Raw genomic sequence first — 20630 nt, 5'->3', positions numbered from 1 at the left:
ATACAAAGCTCGCGGTTGCGCCGTTTCTCCGCTTATTTTTCTATAATTTCATCCATTTCCGACGAATGTTCGTTGGCGGCGCTTTTAATTTCCTGATCGAGCTTGCTTTCGCCTTGTATCTTCGTGGCGGCTTGAATTTGCTGCTCTAATTGCTCTTCGATTTGTCCAATCCCATGCGCTTCCTGGTGTTGTCTGCTTGTCGTCATTTCCATTCTCCTCCGCAATCGATCTTCGCCCAAAGGCTAACTGTTATCATTCGTCACACGCTCCGGTCTTATGCGTACAGAGTATCTTTATCCCATGGCATTCCCCCGTGATGGCAAGCATACATTTAATGAAAAGCAGGACGGGCTGCTATCCCACATCATATAAGGAGATCCTCTGTGAAAAAAAATAGACGAGACCTGCTTAACAAATTATTTTTACGCCGTTTTTTCATAAGGGGCATTTTTATTTTCGCGGGATCGGTCATCCAAGGGTTTGCCATGGGCGTATTCCTGTTCCCTCATTCCATACCCTCCGGCGGCGGCGCGGGAATTGCGGTACTGCTAAACTATTGGTTTCAGACCCCGATGAGCATTGGTTTATGGCTTACCAATTTTATATTTCTGATTTCTTCGGTCCATTATCTCGGAAAAGTCAGTGCCGTCGGCACGATAATAACGATTACGATCACTTCCGTTTCGGTAAATGTTTTTGAGGTATATGCCGCTTCGCCTTTTACGAATTTATGGAGCGATCTCCTGGTCGGTTCGGTAATCCTTGGTTCCGGTGTTTCGATTCTTCTAAAACAGGGGGTTTCAAACGGAGGGATCGGATTTGCTGCATTGGCGATTTCAAAATACAAAAATATCGACCCTGCAAAGGTTTTGTTTGTAATGAATGGGAGCATCATTATTATTACTTCTTATGTGATTGACTGGGTGATCATCGTACAAGCGGTTCTGTGCCAATGGATATCAACGAGAATCGTAAGTTGGTTGCTTAATGCGCCGTACCCAAAGTCACCTCACTACACGATAGCCTGGAGAAAAAAAAGCTGATTGCTTGACCGTGGTTTTCCGCGTAATTAGCTATCCGCAGGCCGACCTACCGCAGTGCATGATTTGATGCATAGTTTGATTTTCAATCGTGAATCATAATTTATGTTAACGGAATAATCAACGTCATCACTGCAGAGAATTGAGGCGATACGCATGGCCGAGAAGAACATCCTTGCTTACTTCAAAAGCCCGGAACAAGCGGAAAAAGCTTTAGAGCAAATAAAAACTTTAAAGCTCGCGGACAGCTCTATCGATAGATTTGACGGATATCCTGGAGATGGTCTTGACCATATCGAAAATCCCGTAACGAGCGACTTTCCGAGTCTCGGAAGCTTGACGCTTGGCGGCGATTTCTTGCCAAACGCTGGAATCCTAGCTGCGGCAAGCGTCAGCGCAAGCGGAATGAGCTCAGGCGGCGAAGCCAACGAAATAACGGGACGCGATATCCTGCTAACCATCGTCATCGAGGAAGAAGATTTCGACAAAGCGATAGCGATCGTACAGAAAGAAGGCGCCTTAGTCTAAAATGAAAAAGAGACGTTCCATGCGCTGGAATGTCTCTTTTTCATTTGGATGCTGCATTTAACCCCATCTAGAGGAGAGTTCGCGATTATGGAAAAGACGAAATCAAGGAAGCTGAACATTACGTTCAGGAGCGATATGAGACCGAGAGAATCGAAGGAGGTAAAAGAAAAGGAGACGAAGCCTGAGAGCGGTTCAAAAGGCCGCATTTGGGAATTTATTGCGCTCGCCACAATCCCGATCGTGCTCGTATTTGGCAATTCGATGCTTGTGCCTGTACTTCCCGTCATGCAAAAAGAGCTTGGAATCAGCAAATTTCAAAGCAGCTTGATCATATCTATTTTCTCCTTAGCCGCTGGGATTTTCATTCCGGTCATAGGTTATTTATCCGATCGATTCGGCCGGAAGGTCATCATTATCCCCGCACTGATTGTTTACGGCGCAAGCGGGATTCTGGCGGGGTTTGGCGCCATTTGGGATTCCTACCCGGTCATAATTGCAGCAAGGGCGATGCAAGGACTTGCGGCTGCCGGAACGGCACCGATTGCGATGGCGCTTGTAGGCGATTTATACAACGGGGGAACAGAAAGCAAAGCGCTGGGCTTGATTGAGGCATCAAATGGGGTAGGGAAGGTTCTCAGCCCCATTATCGGCTCATTGCTTGTTTTAATCGTGTGGTATGCCTCCTTTTTCGCTTTTCCGGTGTTTTGCGCGGTGTCGCTGCTGGCCGTCATTTTTTTGATAAAAGAGCCAAAACATGATCAAAAGCAAGATTTAAAGACGTACATCCATAAAATAGGACAACTATTCCGCGAAAAGGGAAGGTGGCTGACCACTTCTTTTTTTGCAGGTTCATTGGGGCTTTTTATTCTGTTCGGCGTACTTTTTTATTTATCCAACACGCTGGAAGAAAAGCCTTACAACATTAACGGCGTTACCAAAGGGCTTATATTAGCCATACCTTTGCTCGGGATGGCGATCACCTCGTATACCACAGGGAGCTTGATCAAAAAGAATGGCGTTTTGATACGCTGGCTCATGAATATCGGGTTGGTTGCCATGACCGTTTCTCTTGCCTCCACGATATTCTTTTTTAAAAACATTTACGTATTTATTGGTCTGTTAACGGTCAGCAGCATCGGAACCGGGCTGCTCCTCCCCTGCTTAAATACGATGATAACCGGCGCCGTTAAGAAAAGCGAACGCGGTATGATCACTTCTTTGTATAATAGCCTGCGTTTCTTAGGCGTGGCGGCTGGGCCTCCTTTATTCGGATGGATGATGGATAAATCGGATCGCATGATATTTATTACGGTCTCTGCCTTATCTTTCATTACGCTCGGTTTAGTGTTCTTCCTGATCAAACCCCCCGCGAAATTAACGGAAGAAAAGGACGGGTAACGATACGTTATTGTCAATAGGCACAAGCCAAGGGAATCGCGCATAGGATACCTCATCAATCGATGACAACATTCATTAAAGAATTGAGGAGATCCCATTTGAAAGGCAAAGATTCCCTTTATACCGTTTGGCCCAAAGAGTTGTCTGATCCGAGCGGGCTTCGCTGCCTGTCCGAACTTGAGGCCGGTAACCGCAACGCATGCCAGGCTGTTGGCCGCGGTCAAACGATGGTCATTGATAAAGGCCTCGGCAGAAATTCGTTTATGGATTTAATGGAAACAGCCTCCGATTATATGGATTGCGTAAAATTCGGTTTTGGGACGGTACCGCTTTATCATTCTGAACTGTTAATTTACAAAATTAATTTAGCCAAACAGCACGGGATTACGGTCATGCCGGGGGGGACTCTGCTGGAGACAGCCGTTCAGCAAGAGGCTGTTCCGGATTTTTTCCATGCCGTGTGTACGCTTGGATTTAGCGGCATCGAAGTATCCGACGGCACGATCGAACTGTCACGCCAAAAACGAACCGAACTGATACTGGAAGGCAAAAAACACGGTCTTAAGGTTTTCACCGAATATGGCAAAAAGCTGTCGGGGTCGCTGATTGATGCCAAGCATCTTGCGCAAACGCTTGAGAGTGATCTGGAAGCAGGCGCCGAGCTGGTAACGGTTGAAGCTCGCGAATCGGGTGTGGGCGTTGGTCTATTTGATGAAAATGGCGAATGCCGCAAGGATATTTTAGATGCCATACTGCGGTTTATCCCGGATACGAAGCGGCTATTGTGGGAAGCGCCGCTGAAGCACCAACAGGTGCTGCTGCTGCATAAATTCGGTCCGGATGTGCATTTGGGGAACATTCCGACAAGCGATGTGCTTGCATTGGAGACGATGAGGCGCGGACTTCGTCAGGATACATTCGAGTTCGGGGTGAGGGAAAAGCAGACGAGGGAATTTGTATATATGATTTAATAAAATGAACATACCATAAATGAGGAAACCCCTGTTCGCAGGGGTTTCCTTGAAGCGTTTTTACATAATCCAATTCCTGCGGCAATGCCCGCGGGAGCATCCGGCTTACCAGGGGAGAAAATACAATTGACAAACCTAAGCGAATCAAATAAAGTAATTTATGTAAACGTTTACGTCAGAACGTATACCAAATGGATTTTAAAATAGAATGACGAGCATAGGTGTGAATATATGAGCGAAAATAAAAATATAAGCATTAAAGACGTGGCTAAGCATGCCAATGTTTCAACGGCTACCGTATCGCATGTCATCAACGGGACGCGATTTGTATCGGAGGATACGAAGCGGAAGGTACATCAAGCGATGAACGATTTGAACTTTCGGATTAATTCCGTCGCGCGATCCTTAAGGAGCCGCAAATCGCATGTCATTGCCTTTCTGGCGCCGATCCTGGCCTCGGAAACGTCGAATTATTTCTTTATGTCGGTTGCCGCGGGCATTCAGAGCGTGCTGAAGCAAAATAACTACCATCTCGTGCTGAGCGATTCGCATGAGGAGGAAAATTTTGAATCGGAAGAGATACGGATGATCAGCTCCCAGATGATCGATGGGCTGATCATGGCGCCGTCGAGCAGAGATCTGGATTACGAGCCATTATTCGGGGATTATCCCGTCGTTTATTTGGATAGAGTGCCCGATAACAGCGAAAGAGACTCCGTTGTGGTCGATAACAAGACCGTATCGAAGGAGGCCGTGCAAATGCTGATCGACAAGGGGCATAAACGGATTGCCTATTTATCGGGACCGCAGACGCTTACAACGACGGAGGAACGCTATGTAGGTTACATCGAGGCATTGTCAGAGGCGGGCCTGCCGGTTGAGCAGGCATTGATCCAGATGGGTGAGGTTTCGCTCAGCAGCGGTTATCAGCTTGCGGATTCCTTGCTAAAGCAGGATCCCACTGCTATTTTCGTATCGGATAACGTTATGGCAATGGGCGTAATGGCATATCTGCAAGAAAAGAAAATAAGCATACCGGAACAGATAGCGGTTATTGCGTATGATGAATTTCAGTGGACGCGCATAACCTCCCCGCCGCTTTCCGTCATCGAGCAGCCCGCCTTCGAATTAGGCGTAAAAGCGGCCGAGGTGATGCTGGAGCGGATAGAAGACGCGGCGGCTCCAAAGCAAGAATATCGTCTAACGGCAAAACTGATAGTCAGGCAATCGAGCTGACTATTCTTTTTGCCCGTTACGTAAACGTTTGCGTAAACGATTTAAATTATAAGGAGGTGATGCATTCTTATCATAAAAGGTTTTTGCGAAACCGTTTCTCACAACATGGCACCCAGAAAGGTATGGAAAGCTTTAAACAGGAGCCTAATCTACGATAAAATGTCAGCGCTTACATAACGGGCTTCTTATTTAAAGTAATGGTCGCAGCTGTAGTACCGATACGATTCTAGGAGGCGTAAGGATGAGGATTGGGAAAGGCATTACGAAGCTTGTTGTTTGTACGCTGGCTATATCATTATTCGTACCCGCATTATTAGCACCGCCAAAAGCAGAGGCGGCTGCAACGAAAATTGCCGAATGGAAGCTGGACGAGGGGAGCGGCAAGCTGACGAAGGAAGAAGTCAGCGGAACGAATGACCCGATTAATTATGTATTCAACAATGCGGTTTACAAGCCCTCGAGTGATCCGATCTGGCGCAGTGACGGCATTTCGGGTAAGACTCTGCTATTCGACGGGTATTCAAACTGGATTACGCACAGCGCGGTTTCCACTCCTGCAAACGCGATGACGGTTGAAGCTTGGGTAGCCCCGCGCGCTTATGAATGGGGAGACGGAGGCATACTGTCCGCAGTGGTAAACCAGCAGGATAAATCGGCAAAACAAGGCTTTATTCTTGGCGTATTCCGGCACGGCACATGGTCATTCCAGTTCGGGTCAGGGGGCGCCTGGCATGAAGTATGGTCCTATGAGGCGCTGCCCAAAAACGAATGGTCGCATATCGCGGCAACGGTCGACGGTACCGCGGGCACGATGAAGCTGTACTTGAACGGAAAACAGGTAGCATCGAGCGCGATACCGGCAAACACAACGATTTCCCATTCCTCGAACAATCTGCTGATCGGGAAAAATAACCAAAGCACGCCGCTTGCCGTTTTCCCGCTCAATATGTTTAACGGACTTATCGACGAGGTGAAACTTTACAATGGCGCCTTTACGGCTGCCGAGGCGCAAACCGCATATGACAGCCGGTTATCGGCGCTAGGAGGCAATCTTCCGACGCCTAATCTAAGCTTTGACCGGAGCGTATATGACGGGGATAAGCATCGGCCGACCTACCATGCCATTGCGCCGGGCCATTGGATGAACGAGCCCCATGCGCCGGTCTACTATAACGGACAATACCATTTGTTCTATCAAAATAACGCGCAGGGTCCTTATTGGCACAATATGCAATGGGGGCATTGGGTCAGTGACGATATGGTGCATTGGCGTGATCTCCCGCCGGCTATATCTCCTGAGCTGTTCCAGGTCGATCCTGACGGCGATTGGACGGGAAGCGCCGTAATCGACGATTTCGGCAATCCTACTTTATTTTTTACGGCTGGCAACGATTCCAGGCCCTATATGAGCAGCAACCAAAACGTGGGTGTGGCGAGAAGCACCGTCCAGACCGACGGGGACAATGACTTGAAGCGGTGGGTTAAAGAATCCAAGCTGGCGATTACGCAGCAGTCAGGCCAAGGCATCTCTGGAGAATTCCGCGACCCCTATGTATTCAAGGACGGCTCCACTTGGTTTTTGCTGAACGGTACGGGTATTGCAGGACAAGGCGGAACGGCAGCGGTCTATTCGACTACGGATCCGAATTTAATGAACTGGACCTATCGCGGACCATTGTACCAGGCTAATATGACGAATTATCCGTTTTTGGGGCCTGTATGGGAGCTTCCGATTATTTTACCGCTAGGCGGCGGTAAGCATTTGTTTGCCATTAGTCCCGTAGGGTCAGGCGCGGATGTGGAGGTTTATTACTGGATTGGGACCTGGAACAGCACGACCGCGAAATTTACGCCGGACAGCCCGGCTCCGCAGCTTATGGACTTTGGCGATTTTCATTTTACGGGACCGAGCGCCTTTACGGATCCGGTAACGGGACGGAATATTATGTTCACGGTTGCCCAGGGCCAAAGAACGTCTCAGGAGGATTCCGATTTTGGCTGGGCACATAACGCGGGTTTGCCGGTGGAACTGCAATTGCGCCCGGACGGCAAATTAGGCATAAAACCGATTTCTGAATTGCAAAGCTTACGCGGACAGCAGCTCTTGAACATTACGACGGATACAAGCTTTGCGGCCGCAAATACAGCTCTCTCATCGATAACCGGGGATACGCTTGAAATTGAACTGGAGATCGCCCGGGGCTCGGCGGACAGCGTAGGTCTCAAGGTGAGGAAATCGCCAAACAGCGAAGAAGAAACCTTGCTTTATTACAAGAACAGCAATGACGAATACGGCGTCGATCGGACGAAAACGGTTGCCGGCAGCAATAAAGGAGTGCAGAAGGGCACTGTCGATATCGGGAATGAAAACGTCAAGCTTCGCGTTTTCTTGGATAAATCGATGGTGGAATCTTATTTAAACGGCTTGAAGTCGATCACGACTCGGACGTATTCGACGCGCAGCGATGCGCAGGGGCTTCAGCTTTGGGGAAATGCGAATACAAGCTCCATCACGGTCAAAAGCCTGAAGGTTTGGCGGATGAAATCGGCCTATGAGCCGGTTCCCGTAACGGGGGTGAGCCTTGCTCCGTCTTCGCTGGAGGTTTTGGTCGGCGGCAAAAAGACGCTGCAAGCGGTGGTTGCACCGGCCAATGCGACGGATAAAAACATCATCTGGACGTCCAGCCAGCCTTCCGTTGCGACGGTCGTAAACGGCACCGTAACAGGCAAAATGGCTGGAACGGCGGTCATTACGGCAAAAACAAGAGATGGATCAAAGCTTGCCACGCGAAGCGTTACGATCGTAAACGCCCCAACATCTGCCAATTTGTTTAACGGCGGCTTCGAAGAAGGCGATTTAAGCGGCTGGATCGTGGAGAGCGGGACAGCATTCTCTAACAGCGCGATTACGAACCAAACGACTTTTTGGGGGACACAGCCTTTTAACCAAACGGGAAGCTATCATCTATGGGGACATTTGAGCGGGGGAGATGCGTCGACAGGGGTCATGAAGTCGGAAGTCTTTACGCTGGGCGGCAATGGCCAAGTGAGCTTTAAAGCAGGAGGAGGCTCGGATATCGATAAGCTTTATGTCGCTGTTTACCGGGCATCGGATAACAAGGAGCTGTACCGAACGAGCGGGCCGGGCAGCTACTGGGATTGGCAAAGCAGCAAGGGCACGACGGAAGCCTATACGCGAAGGAGCTGGGATGCAACGGCGTATATCGGCACAGCTATGTACATCAAAATCGTGGATGAGCGGACGGATAACTGGGGGCATCTCAATGTCGACGATTTTATTGTTCCGGTTAAGCCGGCAGGGAATGCCGCAGGCATTCTGGAGAATCACGATTTCGAGAGCGGTGATCTAACGGGCTGGACCGTTGTCAGCGGCAATGCGTTCAGCGCCGCGGACGTAACAAACGACACTGGCTGGGGCTGGGGAGGACCGTTCAATCAAAATAAAAGCTATCATCTCTGGGGGCATAAAGATGGCGGAGACGCGCAAACGGGCGTGTTGAAATCGGCTAACTTCGTTTTGGGCGGTTCCGGGGCCATCGACTTTTTGGTTGGCGGCGGCAATGACATCAACAATCTATATGTTGCTTTGGTGAGAGCCTCCGACGGAGCGGAGCTGATGAAAGCGACCGGAAGCAATAATGAAGCCTATACGCGCATCAACTGGAACGCTTCGGCGCATGTCGGTACGGAATGCTATATCAAAATCGTCGATCAGTCTGTCGGAGGGTTCGGGCATCTTAACGTGGATGATGTCAATGTGCCTACGCTGGTGGAAACAAACGAGCTTGCGAACCATGATTTTGAAAGCGGCGATCTAACGGGATGGACGGTCGCAAGCGGGGATGCCTTCAGTGCCGCGGATGTTACTTCCGATACGGGCTGGGGCTGGGGCGGACCTTTTAATCAGAACGGCATTTATCATCTTTGGGGCTTTAAAGCCGGAAGCGATGCCCGGGTCGGCGTATTGAGATCGGCGGATTTTGAGCTGGGCGGCACGGGAGCCATTGATTTTCTGATCGGGGGAGGCAATGACATTAGTAATCTGTACATTGCTTTGGTCAGGGCTTCCGATGGAGCGGTGCTTATGAAAGCGACGGGTGCCAGCAATGAAGCTTACGCCCGAATAAGCTGGAACGCCGAGGATTACGTAGGCACAACATGTTATATCAAATTGGTGGATCAGGCGACCGGTGGCTTCGGCCATCTCAACGCGGACGATATTCATGTTCCGGTTGCGGTGAACGGATAGCGCAAGGCATAAAAGGAGAGAGGCGGCTGTTCGTCCAAGGGACGGCCGTCCTCTACTCTAGTGAAGCGATTGGAAAACGGAAAAGAAGCTGTACTTTTACGTAAACGTTTACGCGAACGAATAACTATTTCTGGGGGTAAGCACGCGCATGCGAAAAAAAGGATTGAATCTGGTGATGGCTTTTATTCTTATCTTTTCATTGTGTTATCAGGCAGCGCCTCAGCCATCGGTATCGGCGGCGGAATCGAATCCGTTGACGGCCGAGCAGCTCAGGCCTTTAATCCATTATACGCCCGAGCAGAATTGGCTGAACGACCCGAACGGGCTCGTGTATTATGACGGGGAATACCATATGTTTTATCAATATAAGCCCTCGGGCAATACATGGGGGGAGATGTTCTGGGGGCATGCGGTCAGCAAGGACTTGATCAATTGGGAAGAGCTGCCGATCGCTTTATACCCGGATGAGCTTGGCCATATGTTCTCAGGCAGCGTCGTAGTGGACTGGAATAACACGTCAGGCTTCGGAGCTAACGGCAAACCTCCGATGGTGGCGATGTTTACGCAGGAATATTCGAACAAGCAAGTGCAAAGCCTCGCTTTCAGCAATGATAATGGGAGAACATGGACGAAATATGAAGGGAATCCCGTCATTCCGCAGCCGTCCGAGCTTACGGTATTTCGTGATCCTAAGGTCATTTGGCATGAGCAAACACAAAAATGGGCAATGGTCATAACTGCGGGGGACCATGTCCGTATTTATTCCTCGCCGGATTTAAAGACATGGAAGCATGAGAGCGATTTCGGATCATCCGAAGGCTCCCATAACGGTTTTTGGGAAACGCCGGATTTGTTCCCGCTGGCTGTCGACGGAAATCCGGATGAGATGAAGTGGCTTCTTTCCGTTAGTCTTTCGGAAGGAGCGCCTGCCTTCGGTTCCGGCATGCAGTATTTTGTCGGTGATTTTGACGGTGCGGCATTTACGAATTTGAATCCCTCCGAGCAAGTGCTTTGGACAGATTACGGCGGTGATTTTTATGCGGGGATGACTTTCAGCGACGTGGAGGGCCGCCGCATTTGGCTGGGCTGGATGAATAATTGGCATTATGCGCAGTCCATTCCATCCGCCGGCTGGCGGGGAGCCATGACGGTGCCAAGAGAGTTGACGCTTACGAGCAATGCCGGCGCAGGCATTCGAATGAAGCAAATGCCGGTTGAAGAGCTGCAGGAGCTCCGTCTTCCGCCGCTGGAAATTGAGCCGCTTGACGTCATCGACGGAAGCATCAAGCTCCCCGAAGGCGCAGGGGCTGCGTATGAGATCATCGCGGAGTTTGCGGTAGACAAGGACGCTGCCAGCCGCTTCGGTTTCAATGTTCATTCGGGTGAAAGCCAGAAGACGGCCGTTGGCTACGATACGCAGCGCGGCAAGCTGTTCGTGGATCGGACGCAATCGGGTATTACCAGCTTTAATACGGAATACGGCCAAGCCGTGCATGAAGCGGATTATTCGGCGGGCGAGACGTTAAAGCTTCATCTTCTTGTCGATAAAACCTCGGTGGAGTTGTTTGCGGATGACGGTGCCGTTGTCTTTACCGACTTGCTATTCCCGGAGACGGGTGAGAATGAAATCGAGATCTTTGCGGAAAACGGGATCGCGCAGCTTCAATCGCTTGCGGTTTATCCGCTAAAGGCAGCAAATATCGGCAAAACCAAAGAAAAGCCGATGTCATCAAACGAGATTCCGAACCCTGATTTCGAGAGCGGCAATTTAAACGGCTGGACGGCCGAGGGCGATGCCTTTTCGAATGCGAATGTGGTAACGGATTCGGACTGGGGCTGGGGCTGCTGCTTTAATAAGCAGGGCATCTATCATGTATGGGGCGCCAAGACGGGAGATGCTTTAACCGGGACGTTAAGCTCCGCGCCGTTTATGCTGGGCGGCTCCGGCGACATCAGCTTTCTGATTGGCGGTGGCAACGATATTAATCAGCTGTACGTGGCGTTAGTCAGGGAGGAAGACGATCAAGAACTGATGAAGGTTACGAACACGGAATGGAAGGATGATGGAACCCTTCGGCGCGTTCATATGAATGCGGCGGATTATGTGGGACAGAAGGTGTACATGAAGGTTGTTGACAGCCACACCGGCGGCTGGGGTCACATTAACGTCGATGACTTTCAGGTGCTGAACGCCCCGGAAACCATTGAAAACCCCGACTTTGAAAGCGGAAACCTAACGGGCTGGACGACAATCGGCACGGCGTTTGCAGCGCCGGTATCCGATGTGCCCGTCTTCTGGGGAAGTACGCCGTTCAATCATCATGGCGTTTACCATGCTTGGGGCTTTGCGGGTGCGGAAAACCCTGACTTTTCTGACCGCAGGACCGGTGAAATGAGATCGACAACCTTCCGCTTGGGAGGCACCGGAAAAGTAAGCTTCCGCGTCGGCGGCGGCGAGGATTTGGATAAGCTTTATGTGGCGCTTGTTAATGAAGCGGATGATGAAATTTTGTTTAAAGCGACAGGCGGTTCATCCACATTGGGCGAGGGCTATCGCCAGGTTGAATGGGATGCCTCCGATTACTTGGGCCAAAAGCTGTATCTCAAGGTCGTAGACTATCATACCGGCGGCTTCGGACATATCAACGTAGACGGTTTCTCCGTATACAATACCCAGCCGATCATCCCGCGGGAGCTGGAGAATCCGGGCTTTGAGTCCGGTGGTTTGACGGGCTGGACGGCAGACGGAGACGCGTTCTCCGGCGTGATCACTAATCAAGCAGACTTTGGCGAAGATGCGGCGGCATTCGGGCATGAAGGAGAATTTCATGCTTGGGGCTTGTCGGGAGGAGCAGAAGGAACGAACGCGAATGAACGTACGGGTTCCTTGACCTCTCATTCCTTTATCCTGTCCGGGACAGGAAACATAGAATTTCTGATTGGGGGAGGGGAGGATTCCGAGCTGCTGTACGCGGCACTCGTCAGAGCTTCCGACCATGCCGTTCTTATGAAAGCGACAGGCACGAATTCAGAGAAGTATACGCGTGTCGCTTGGGATGCTTTGCCTTATTTAGGCGAAGAGCTCTACGTGAAAGTCGTTGATGAAAGCAAGGAAGGACATATCAATATCGACGATATCAAGGTTAGAGGAAAGGGTCTTCTTGGAAGCTGGAGCTTTGACGAAGGTCAGGGAATGACCGCAAAAGATGCGGTGCGCGGTAAGGATGACAGCGTTCACTATGTATTTAATAACGCGAGTTACAAGCCGTCCACGGAGCCGATATGGAGAGACGGGATTGCCGGAAAAGGCTTGCTGTTTGACGGCTATTCCACCTGGCTCGAGCGGCCAGCCGACCAAATCGCGAAGCCCGACGATGAGATCACGATCGAAGCGTGGGTAGCTCCCAGATCCTATGAATGGGGCGATATGGGCCAGCTGTCCGCTATCGTCAATCAGCATGACAAAGCCCGCAAGACCGGCTATATCCTTGGAATGGGACGCCATGGCAAGTGGTCCTTTCAAGCAGGCATCAACGGCGAATGGTCGGAGGTGTGGGCGGCAGCGGATAAGCCGCTTAATAAGTTTGAATGGTCTTATATAGCTGCGACATACAGCAAGAGCGAAGGCAAGCTGAAGCTGTATTTGAACGGAGAGCTCGCAGGCGAACAGGCCGTTTCCAGGAAAACGCCTATTGCGCCGTCAGATAGCAGTTTTCTAATCGGCAAAAACAACACGGGAGCCGTAATTAACGGCGTATTCACGGCAAACATGTTTAACGGCTTGGTGGATGAAGTAAAGGTTGGAAACACCGCGCTCGGACCGGAAGAAATTGCTCTCCGCTATGATGCTGCGGCAGAGCAATTCGGAAATGCCGGGGCGCCTGAGCCGGAGCTTGATTTTGACCGCAGCGTTTATGACGGAGACCGTTACCGGCCGCAGTACCATTTTATATCGCCGGGGCATTGGATGAACGAGCCGCATGGTCCATTGTTTTTTGAAGGAAAATACCATCTATTTTATCAGCATAACCCGCAGGGTCCTTACTGGCATCAAATTCATTGGGGGCATGCGGTAAGTGAGGATATGGTTCATTGGAAGGATATGCCGGTTGCTCTTTCGCCGGATGGAGGTTCTGTCACGCCGGACGGCGTGTGGTCGGGCAATGCAGTGGTGGATGACAACGGAAATCCCGCTTTGTTCTTCACGGCAGGAGACGATCAAGCGGTTCCTAATCAGAACACGGGACTTGCCCGCAGTACCTTTGCGGAGGACGGAGACGCCAATCTTGAAAAATGGATCATGGAGGACCGTGTTGTTACCAAGCAGGAAAATAATCTTCCGGCAGATGAGGGAGAAGTTTGGTTTGGGCAATTCCGGGATCCCTACGTATGGAAGGACGGGGACATGTGGTATCAGCTTGTCGGCTCCGGCATTAAGGATGTCGGAGGAACGGCGCTGCTTTATTCTTCTCCCGATATGGTGAACTGGACGTATGAGAATCCTTTCTTCGTCGGGGATTATAAGAACAGGCCGGATACGGGACAGGTGTGGGAGCTGCCCGTGCTGCTGCCGGTAGGCAAAGACGGGAACGGCACGCAAAAATATGCCTTCTTCATTAATCCGTGGTTCGACCATTACAGCGAGCACAACGTAAAAAATGTGTTCCACTGGATCGGCACCTGGGACAAGGCGACGAACCGTTTTATTCCCGATCAGGAACAACCGAGCTTGTTTGATTTCGGCGAGCATTTTACCGGTCCGAGCGGCATGGTAGACGGACAAGGACGCTCGATCCTATTCAGTATTGCGCAGGATCGGCGTACGGAGCAGCAGCATTATGATGCCGGCTGGGCTCATAATGCCGGTTTGCCGGTCGTGCTGTCGCTTCTGGAAGACGGAACCCTTGGCGTTGAGCCGATCGAAGAGCTTAACTCGCTTCGCGGCGAGCAGCTGATTGAAATAGCTGATTCCGGAGTTGAAGAGGCTAACGCACGGCTTAAGCAGGTAAAGGGCGATATGCTCGAAGTCGTTCTCGAAGCGGATTTATCGGACGCGAAAGAGTTTGGCATAAAACTGCGCGCGTCTGCCGACGGACGTGAGGAGACTCTCCTTTCTTATAACAAAAAAAACGGCCGGCTTGAGCTGGATCGCAACAAATCCAGCTTGGATCCGGATATTGCCAAAGGGATCCACGGCGGTGAAATGGCTTTGGATGAAGGGCGGCTGTCGCTTCATATTTACTTGGACCGTTCCATGATCGAAGCTTACGCGAACGGGAAAAACAGCATCACCACGCGCGTGTATCCGAGTCTTTCGGATGCGCTCGGACTTGAGCTTTGGAGCAAAGACGGTGAAGCGAAAATCGTAAAGCTGCAGGTATGGGAAATGAAATCCGCCTATGGTGAAACGGTTGATTCCTATTGGCCGGCGGCAGAGCCGGCTGCGGAAAGCGTGAGCGGGCTGTCTAACCATGATTTTGAAAACGGCGACTTGTCCGGGTGGATCATCGAGGAAGGCAATGCTTTTACGGATGGGCATGTGACGAGCCGGAACGACTGGGGCTGGGGTGGTCCGTTCAACCAAGCCTTTGACCGCCAAGACACGGGCCGCCATCATTTATGGGGCTTCCATCCTGACTTTGGCGATGATGCCGTAGGCAAAATCAAATCGGAGACGTTCACGCTTGGCGGGAATGGAGCCATTGATTTCTTGATTGGCGGAGGCAGGGATATCGACAAGCTGTATGTTGCGCTTGTAAAAGCCTCGAATCATGAAGTGCTGATGAAGGCAACGGGACATGACGGCGAGCAGTATCGCAGAGTAAAATGGGACGCTGCAGCCTATAAAGGCGAAAAACTCTACATTCGAATCGTGGATCAGCGGACCGGCGGCTGGGGGCATCTCAACGTGGATGACGTGAATGTTCCGGCAGCTGCTGCCGATCCGGACCCGTCAACTGGAGGAGAAAATCCGTCAACCGGCGGAGATTCGGATGCGTTTAACCAAGCAGCAGGGAAAATTACGATAGAGGCGGCAAGCATTCGGATAGAAACGGATGCAGAGGGCAGAAGCGCAGCCAAGGTCGAGCTTTCAGAGGCACAGCTTGCGGGCGGGCTAAAAACAGCCGCCACCTCGGTAAACAGGCAGCTTATTATTGAAGTGCCTGCGAATTCAGAGAATATGCTGGCAGCAGCCTTGCCGATGAAGCCGTTAATGGAAACGCTCAAAGCGCAGCCGGGCACCGTTGTTACAGTCGTATATGGCAGGCTGACTTACGATGTGCCGCTGAAGCTTTTGCTCCAAACAGCAGCGAATGAACAGACCGGAATGCTTCATATTTTAATGGGACATACGACGAAAGACGAAGCTGAAAAATTGAAAGCATCAGCTGAGCAAACAGGCATCACGCTTCTCTCGGAGCCAGTCGAATTCAAGCTAATGCTGGAGTCGGAAGGGGCATTTACGGAGCTGTCCGACTTTGGTACCCAGTACGTAACCCGCTCAATAACGATAGACGGCGCATGGAATGCGGCGGACGCAACGGCGCTTAGGTTTGATCACGTTTCAGGCGAGTATGCCTTTGTTCCTGCAGTATTCAGGGCAGTAGAAGGGAAAACGTCGGCCGTGCTGAAACGAAACGGCAACAGCATATACGTTATTGCGTCTGCCGCGAAATCCTTCGGTGATATTGCCGGACACTGGGCGGAACAGGATATCGAGCTGTTATCCGCCAAGCAAATTTTAAAAGGCAAGTCAGAAGCTAGCTTCGCGCCGCAGGATACCGTCACGAGGGCAGAATTTGCCGCGCTGCTTACCCGCTCGCTTGGTCTTGCGGACGATGGGAAAGCCACGGCTTCATTTACGGACATCAAGGAAGGAGATTGGTTTGCAGGCGAAGTCGCTGCAGCGGCCCGGTTCGGACTTATCCAAGGATACGGGGATGGATCATTTAAGCCTCGCGAAAACGTCAGCCGCGAAGAAATAGCCGTTATGCTGGCGAGAGCCATCGCGTTCGCAGGAACAATAAACGGCGAGGACGAGGGCGGCAAGGCGCTTGGAAGCTACTCAGATAGTCAGAAAGTTAGCCCTTGGGCAGTCCAGGCCGTATCGGATCTTCTGGCCAAGAAACTGCTGCAAGGGAGGAGCAATGGTTTGCTCGATCCTAAGGGAGTGGCTACCAGGGCGGAAATCGCCAGCCAGCTGCATCGCCTATTAAAGGCTGTTCAATTTGTTGACTAGCAAATCGCGTCGATTACGTTTACATTAATAGAGTCCATTATGCCTGCGAAGGGGCGGCATGCCGCTTCTTCGCAGGAAACGGACAAATAAAGGAGGGTGAACATGAGTTCAAAAATTTTACCGATGCAGTATCCTCTCGTCACGTCATGGCAATGGCAGGCAAATGCGTTCGCGGTATTAGACAATTATCCGGAAACGGAGCCGTGGATCATGAGCCATTTCATCCAGCTCCAGCTTACCTCGAACTTTGGCAGCTCCTATGTGGACTTCTACCGTACGCCGACCTTCGAGTTTTGCCCATGGCTGTTTCATCAGCACTTGAAGCGGGAAACCGTAAGCTATTTTAATGCTGACATTTGCTCTTTTTTCATAGACAGCATTAATATGAACAACTATATTTACGGCGTATTCGATCAGGCTTATTTTTTGCAGGGGCATGACCGTTTGCCTCATGACTTGTTCATCTACGGCTATGACCTGGAGCGCCAGGTGTTTCATGTCGCCGATTTTACGTTCACGGGCAAATATTCGTTCGCGGAGGTTGCTTTCGCACAGATGGAGAAGGCATACCATGCCATACAAGGCGGAGATGATTGGCTGTATCTCGGAAAGGGCGGCTTGTCTTTAATTAGCTATAATGACTCGCTAGGCTATGAATTTCGGTTAGCGAATGTGATTGAACAGCTGGAGGGCTTTTTGTCGGGGACAAACAGCTTTGAGAAGATGCGGGAAATGACTTACCGTACCCGGCCCTGCGTTTTTGGACTAGAGGTATATGACAAGCTGATCGAGGATTTAGTCAAAATCAATCGCAAGGAGATGGAGGCAGATTACAGGCCGTTCCATGTGATCTGCGATCATAAGGCGCTCATGCTGCGCCGACTATTATTTTTGGAGCGGAACGGCTATTTGGAGAGCGGAACAGGCTTGTATGAGCGCTATCGGGATGTAGAAAATGATGCGCTGCTTTGCAGAAACCTGTTGATCAAATATACGTTAACGAATGATTCGTCAATTATCGACAAAATGATTACGAATGTAAGAAAAATTATAAAGAATGAAACAGAGATAATTGAAATCTTATTATCTAAGCTGGTGTTACGCTAGTTCACGAACGGATGAATAGAAGGAGAGTGAAGCATGAGTAAGCTAACCATCATGAAGGAAATTATCGAGTTGATCGGGCAAAAGGCGAAAGGGTTGCCGGAATCAGCTGAAATCCATGCCGATACACCACTGCGCGAAGTGTGGCTAATGCTGGAATCGGTTCAGATCGTTGAATTTATCGTACAGCTAGAGACGCATTATGACATTTCCTTGCCGGATGAGCTTCTGGGCCACATCGACCAAAACGGATTAACAGTGGCTACGCTGGCCGAAACGATTGAAAAGGCAGCATTCGCGCCTCTTACGTCAAGTCCTCGCCCAGAGGAACGGAATCTTTAGCATTAGCGGCATACACCTTGAACCGGTAGTCCCTGCTTTTAGACCGTGCAGCCTTATGATCCGCATACGCAGCGTTTGCGTGTCCTGCCATTTGTTTGAGCATGCGGTATTTCGACCGCCAAAGCAGGCGCAATTGGGAGCGGTACTTCGTAACGGCGTATATTTTGGCTTTTAGATTGCAGCGCCGCAGTGTTATCCATTTGGCATACAGCCCTTCGGCAAGTTCGCTTTCCCAGCTCAAGTCCTTGTGAAAGGACAGATAAGGCAGATCTTCGTAGTAAAAGAAAGGTATTTGTGAGCTATCGGCAGTCCTAAGCCGAAATTGCTCGGCGGACGCCCGTACCAGGCAGTGGTCAACATGCCTGCCGATTCCAAGCGGCACATATACGCCGTCATAGTTATCGATTTGAATCTGCTTTAAAAATACAGTTACAATCTCTTCCATCACCTCGGCTTCATTCCTCCAGTCTGTCTCGAAGAGATCCTGCAGCTTACCGTAAATCGGGCTGCCGTCTTGCTTTTTCCGATAAATGCATTCCAGAACGCCAAGATGAAGGACGCTGGCGCCAAGTGCTTCCGCAGCATGAATATCCTCCTGCTTACGAATATCCATCGTTTCCGTTCCGAGTCCGAATTTTTTGTGCAGGATTCTGGCCAGCATCGATAATTCCGTACCCATTCCCGTGAAAACAGTCGCAATAGTAACAAGGTTATGATTTTGAATAAGCTCATGGATATAGTCGCCGCAGGAAATCACAGCATCATCTAAATGTGCAGAAATAAATAAAAAATGTTTGTTCATAAGAGTACTCCTTTAATTTTTTAATGCTAATTATATACTAAAATAACTTTATATGTGAATTTAATTATAATTAGAAAGGATTTGTGCATATGTTCAATGATATTAAAGAAATTATTGTAAGAATTAAAGAGGATAATACGCTGGGCAGCACGCTTACTCCCGCCAGCGATTTGATTAATGAGGTCGGGCTGGATTCCCTGCAGATGATCAATTTCATTCTCGAGGTCGAGGACCGGTTTAACGTTGAAATCGTATACGAGGATTTGGATTACAGCTGCCTACTTTCCATTGATAGCTTTATGTCTTTCCTGCAGGGCATGGAGAAAAAGGTTGGCTAACAGGTTGGTTGCCGGTACCTTCGACGCGGAATCGTATTGGAGAGACGAGTCTTTGGCGCGTTTGCCCGCCCTTCGGGATAGGGAAAGCGAGCGAATCGTCCTCGCGATGGATGAGCTCTTGTTTCCGTTATGCGGCAGCGGAGATGCACTATTGACCCGATTTGCCATGGAAGAGTCCCACAAAACTTATTTAAGCAAAATCGGCTTCTCTTTCACGCATTTCAACTTAAATGGGAAGAATGCCGAACCGAATCTTTTTAAAACGCTGGCGGGCAGCGAAGCTCGGGATGAGAACTATTCGGCTTACCGGTATTTGTCGCCATTCTCGATCGTGCCTTATACCCATGCGGCTGCAGCCCAATACGGATTTAAGACCGAGCTGCCTTCTTTAGAGGCAGTGAAAAGCGTCAATTCAAAAATCTATTCAACGCAATTATCGGAGAAGCTGCTTGGCGAGACCCGGGGTAAGCCTGTTTATTCAGCCGAAGAGCTGTCGGTTTTTGGGCTGGAGCTGCTAGAAACGCATGGACCAACGCTTATTAAGGATCCTTATGGCGTTTCCGGAAAAGGCAATATGCTGATTCAATCGAAGACGGCCTTGGATCGAACGGCTGCCTACATCCGCAAGCAGGAAGAGAATGGCCGCAGCGCCGCATTTGTCCTTGAGCCTTACCTGGAGGTGGAGAGTGATTTCTCCTGCCAGTTCGAAATCATGCAGGGCGGCGCCTTCCGGCTTGTCAGTCTGCAGAAAATATTGAATAGGCAGTTTGCTTATTTAGGCTCTGTATCAATGGAGAAAGAAGAGCAGAATACGCTGGAGAAGAACGGGTATTTCGATATTATGGAACAGGCGGCGTGGAGTCTGTACCGAGACGGTTACTTCGGGCCGGTATGCATCGATTCCATGACATTGCGGGACGGGACGCTGGTGCCGATCGTCGAAATTAATGCAAGGCAGTCGATGGGTTTTATTAATCACCATTTGGACCAAGTGCTCGGCAGAAATGGAAAAAAAGGCTTGTTAACCTTCCGTTCGATAGGCTTTCGCGAGCGGGTTGATTACGAAGGATGGCTGAACGAGCTGAAGCGGCAGGACATTTTATATCCGAATCAGAAGGGCAACGGAATTGTGCCGTTGTCTTCGGCCGCCTTGCTCGCTAATGCGCCAACGCTGGATGACGAAGCAGCGCCGGAGAGCGGAGGCTATTACAAAGGCAGGCTTTATATGAGTATCGTTTCCGATGACGACATGGAGAGAGAACGGTATTTGGATCGTTTGAGGCTCATTTTCGAGAGGAGAGGGGGGAAATGGCATAGCTAATTTAGCTTATCGGACGGTTACCCTTCTCGGGTCTGGCAAC

13 protein-coding genes are annotated in these 20630 nt (G+C 50.3%); 11 read left to right on the top strand and 2 right to left on the bottom strand.

Going from position 1 to position 20630, the window contains the following annotated elements:
• Window positions 1–32: 32 nt before the first annotated feature.
• Window positions 33–206, bottom strand: a complete 174-nt coding sequence (locus MRBLPE1_RS03950; protein ID WP_364141800.1) for a hypothetical protein — start codon at window positions 204–206, stop codon at window positions 33–35.
• A gap of 177 nt (window positions 207–383) precedes the next feature.
• On the opposite strand from MRBLPE1_RS03950, the gene MRBLPE1_RS03945 reads away from it, so the two are divergent.
• The 9 genes from MRBLPE1_RS03945 to MRBLPE1_RS03905 all read left to right on the top strand — a co-directional run bounded on the left by MRBLPE1_RS03945 (window position 384) and on the right by MRBLPE1_RS03905 (window position 18129).
• Window positions 384–1043: a YitT family protein gene (locus MRBLPE1_RS03945; protein WP_364141797.1), complete on the top strand. Its 660-nt coding sequence runs from the start codon at window positions 384–386 to the stop codon at window positions 1041–1043.
• Between the two features lie 153 nt (window positions 1044–1196).
• Entirely contained in the window at window positions 1197–1568 is a 372-nt protein-coding gene (locus MRBLPE1_RS03940; RefSeq protein ID WP_364141794.1) for a hypothetical protein, read from the top strand.
• 87 nt (window positions 1569–1655) lie between these two features.
• Window positions 1656–2966 (top strand): MFS transporter, encoded by a 1311-nt coding sequence (locus tag MRBLPE1_RS03935; protein ID WP_364141791.1) that lies wholly within the window; start codon window positions 1656–1658, stop codon window positions 2964–2966.
• A gap of 98 nt (window positions 2967–3064) precedes the next feature.
• Window positions 3065–3937 carry a phosphosulfolactate synthase gene (locus MRBLPE1_RS03930; RefSeq protein ID WP_364141788.1) on the top strand — a complete coding sequence of 291 codons (873 nt, stop codon included), beginning with the start codon at window positions 3065–3067 and terminating at the stop codon, window positions 3935–3937.
• A gap of 231 nt (window positions 3938–4168) precedes the next feature.
• On the top strand, window positions 4169–5173 hold the full coding sequence (locus MRBLPE1_RS03925) for a LacI family DNA-binding transcriptional regulator (RefSeq protein ID WP_364141786.1): 1005 nt from the start codon (window positions 4169–4171) through the stop codon (window positions 5171–5173).
• A gap of 241 nt (window positions 5174–5414) precedes the next feature.
• A complete protein-coding gene (locus tag MRBLPE1_RS03920) occupies window positions 5415–9443 on the top strand; it encodes a GH32 C-terminal domain-containing protein (protein ID WP_364141784.1) in 4029 nt (1342 codons plus the stop codon).
• Window positions 9444–9591: 148 nt separating this feature from the next.
• On the top strand, window positions 9592–16683 hold the full coding sequence (locus tag MRBLPE1_RS03915) for a GH32 C-terminal domain-containing protein (protein WP_364141781.1): 7092 nt from the start codon (window positions 9592–9594) through the stop codon (window positions 16681–16683).
• A gap of 102 nt (window positions 16684–16785) precedes the next feature.
• Entirely contained in the window at window positions 16786–17790 is a 1005-nt protein-coding gene (locus tag MRBLPE1_RS03910) for a hypothetical protein (protein ID WP_364141777.1), read from the top strand.
• Between the two features lie 33 nt (window positions 17791–17823).
• Window positions 17824–18129 (top strand): acyl carrier protein, encoded by a 306-nt coding sequence (locus tag MRBLPE1_RS03905; protein WP_364141774.1) that lies wholly within the window; start codon window positions 17824–17826, stop codon window positions 18127–18129.
• On the opposite strand, the gene MRBLPE1_RS03900 is transcribed toward MRBLPE1_RS03905, so the two are convergent.
• Complete coding sequence (locus tag MRBLPE1_RS03900) at window positions 18092–18931, bottom strand: PIG-L deacetylase family protein (RefSeq protein WP_364141771.1); 840 nt, start codon at window positions 18929–18931, stop codon at window positions 18092–18094. The two genes, MRBLPE1_RS03905 and MRBLPE1_RS03900, sit on opposite strands and share 38 nt — an antisense overlap.
• Before the next feature lie 89 nt (window positions 18932–19020).
• Here MRBLPE1_RS03900 and MRBLPE1_RS03895 point away from each other — a divergent pair, with 89 nt between their 5' ends.
• Window positions 19021–19269: an acyl carrier protein gene (locus tag MRBLPE1_RS03895; RefSeq protein WP_364141768.1), complete on the top strand. Its 249-nt coding sequence runs from the start codon at window positions 19021–19023 to the stop codon at window positions 19267–19269.
• Entirely contained in the window at window positions 19262–20590 is a 1329-nt protein-coding gene (locus MRBLPE1_RS03890) for a hypothetical protein (protein WP_364141765.1), read from the top strand. Before MRBLPE1_RS03895 ends, MRBLPE1_RS03890 begins: the two co-directional genes overlap by 8 nt.
• The last annotated feature ends 40 nt before the right edge of the window (window positions 20591–20630 follow it).

The sequence above is a fragment of the Paenibacillus sp. LPE1-1-1.1 genome, assembly GCF_040676435.1.
Taxonomy (GTDB): domain Bacteria; phylum Bacillota; class Bacilli; order Paenibacillales; family Paenibacillaceae; genus Pristimantibacillus.
Note: the sequence above shows the minus strand (reverse complement) of the source record. Positions and strands in the feature narration are given on the sequence as shown.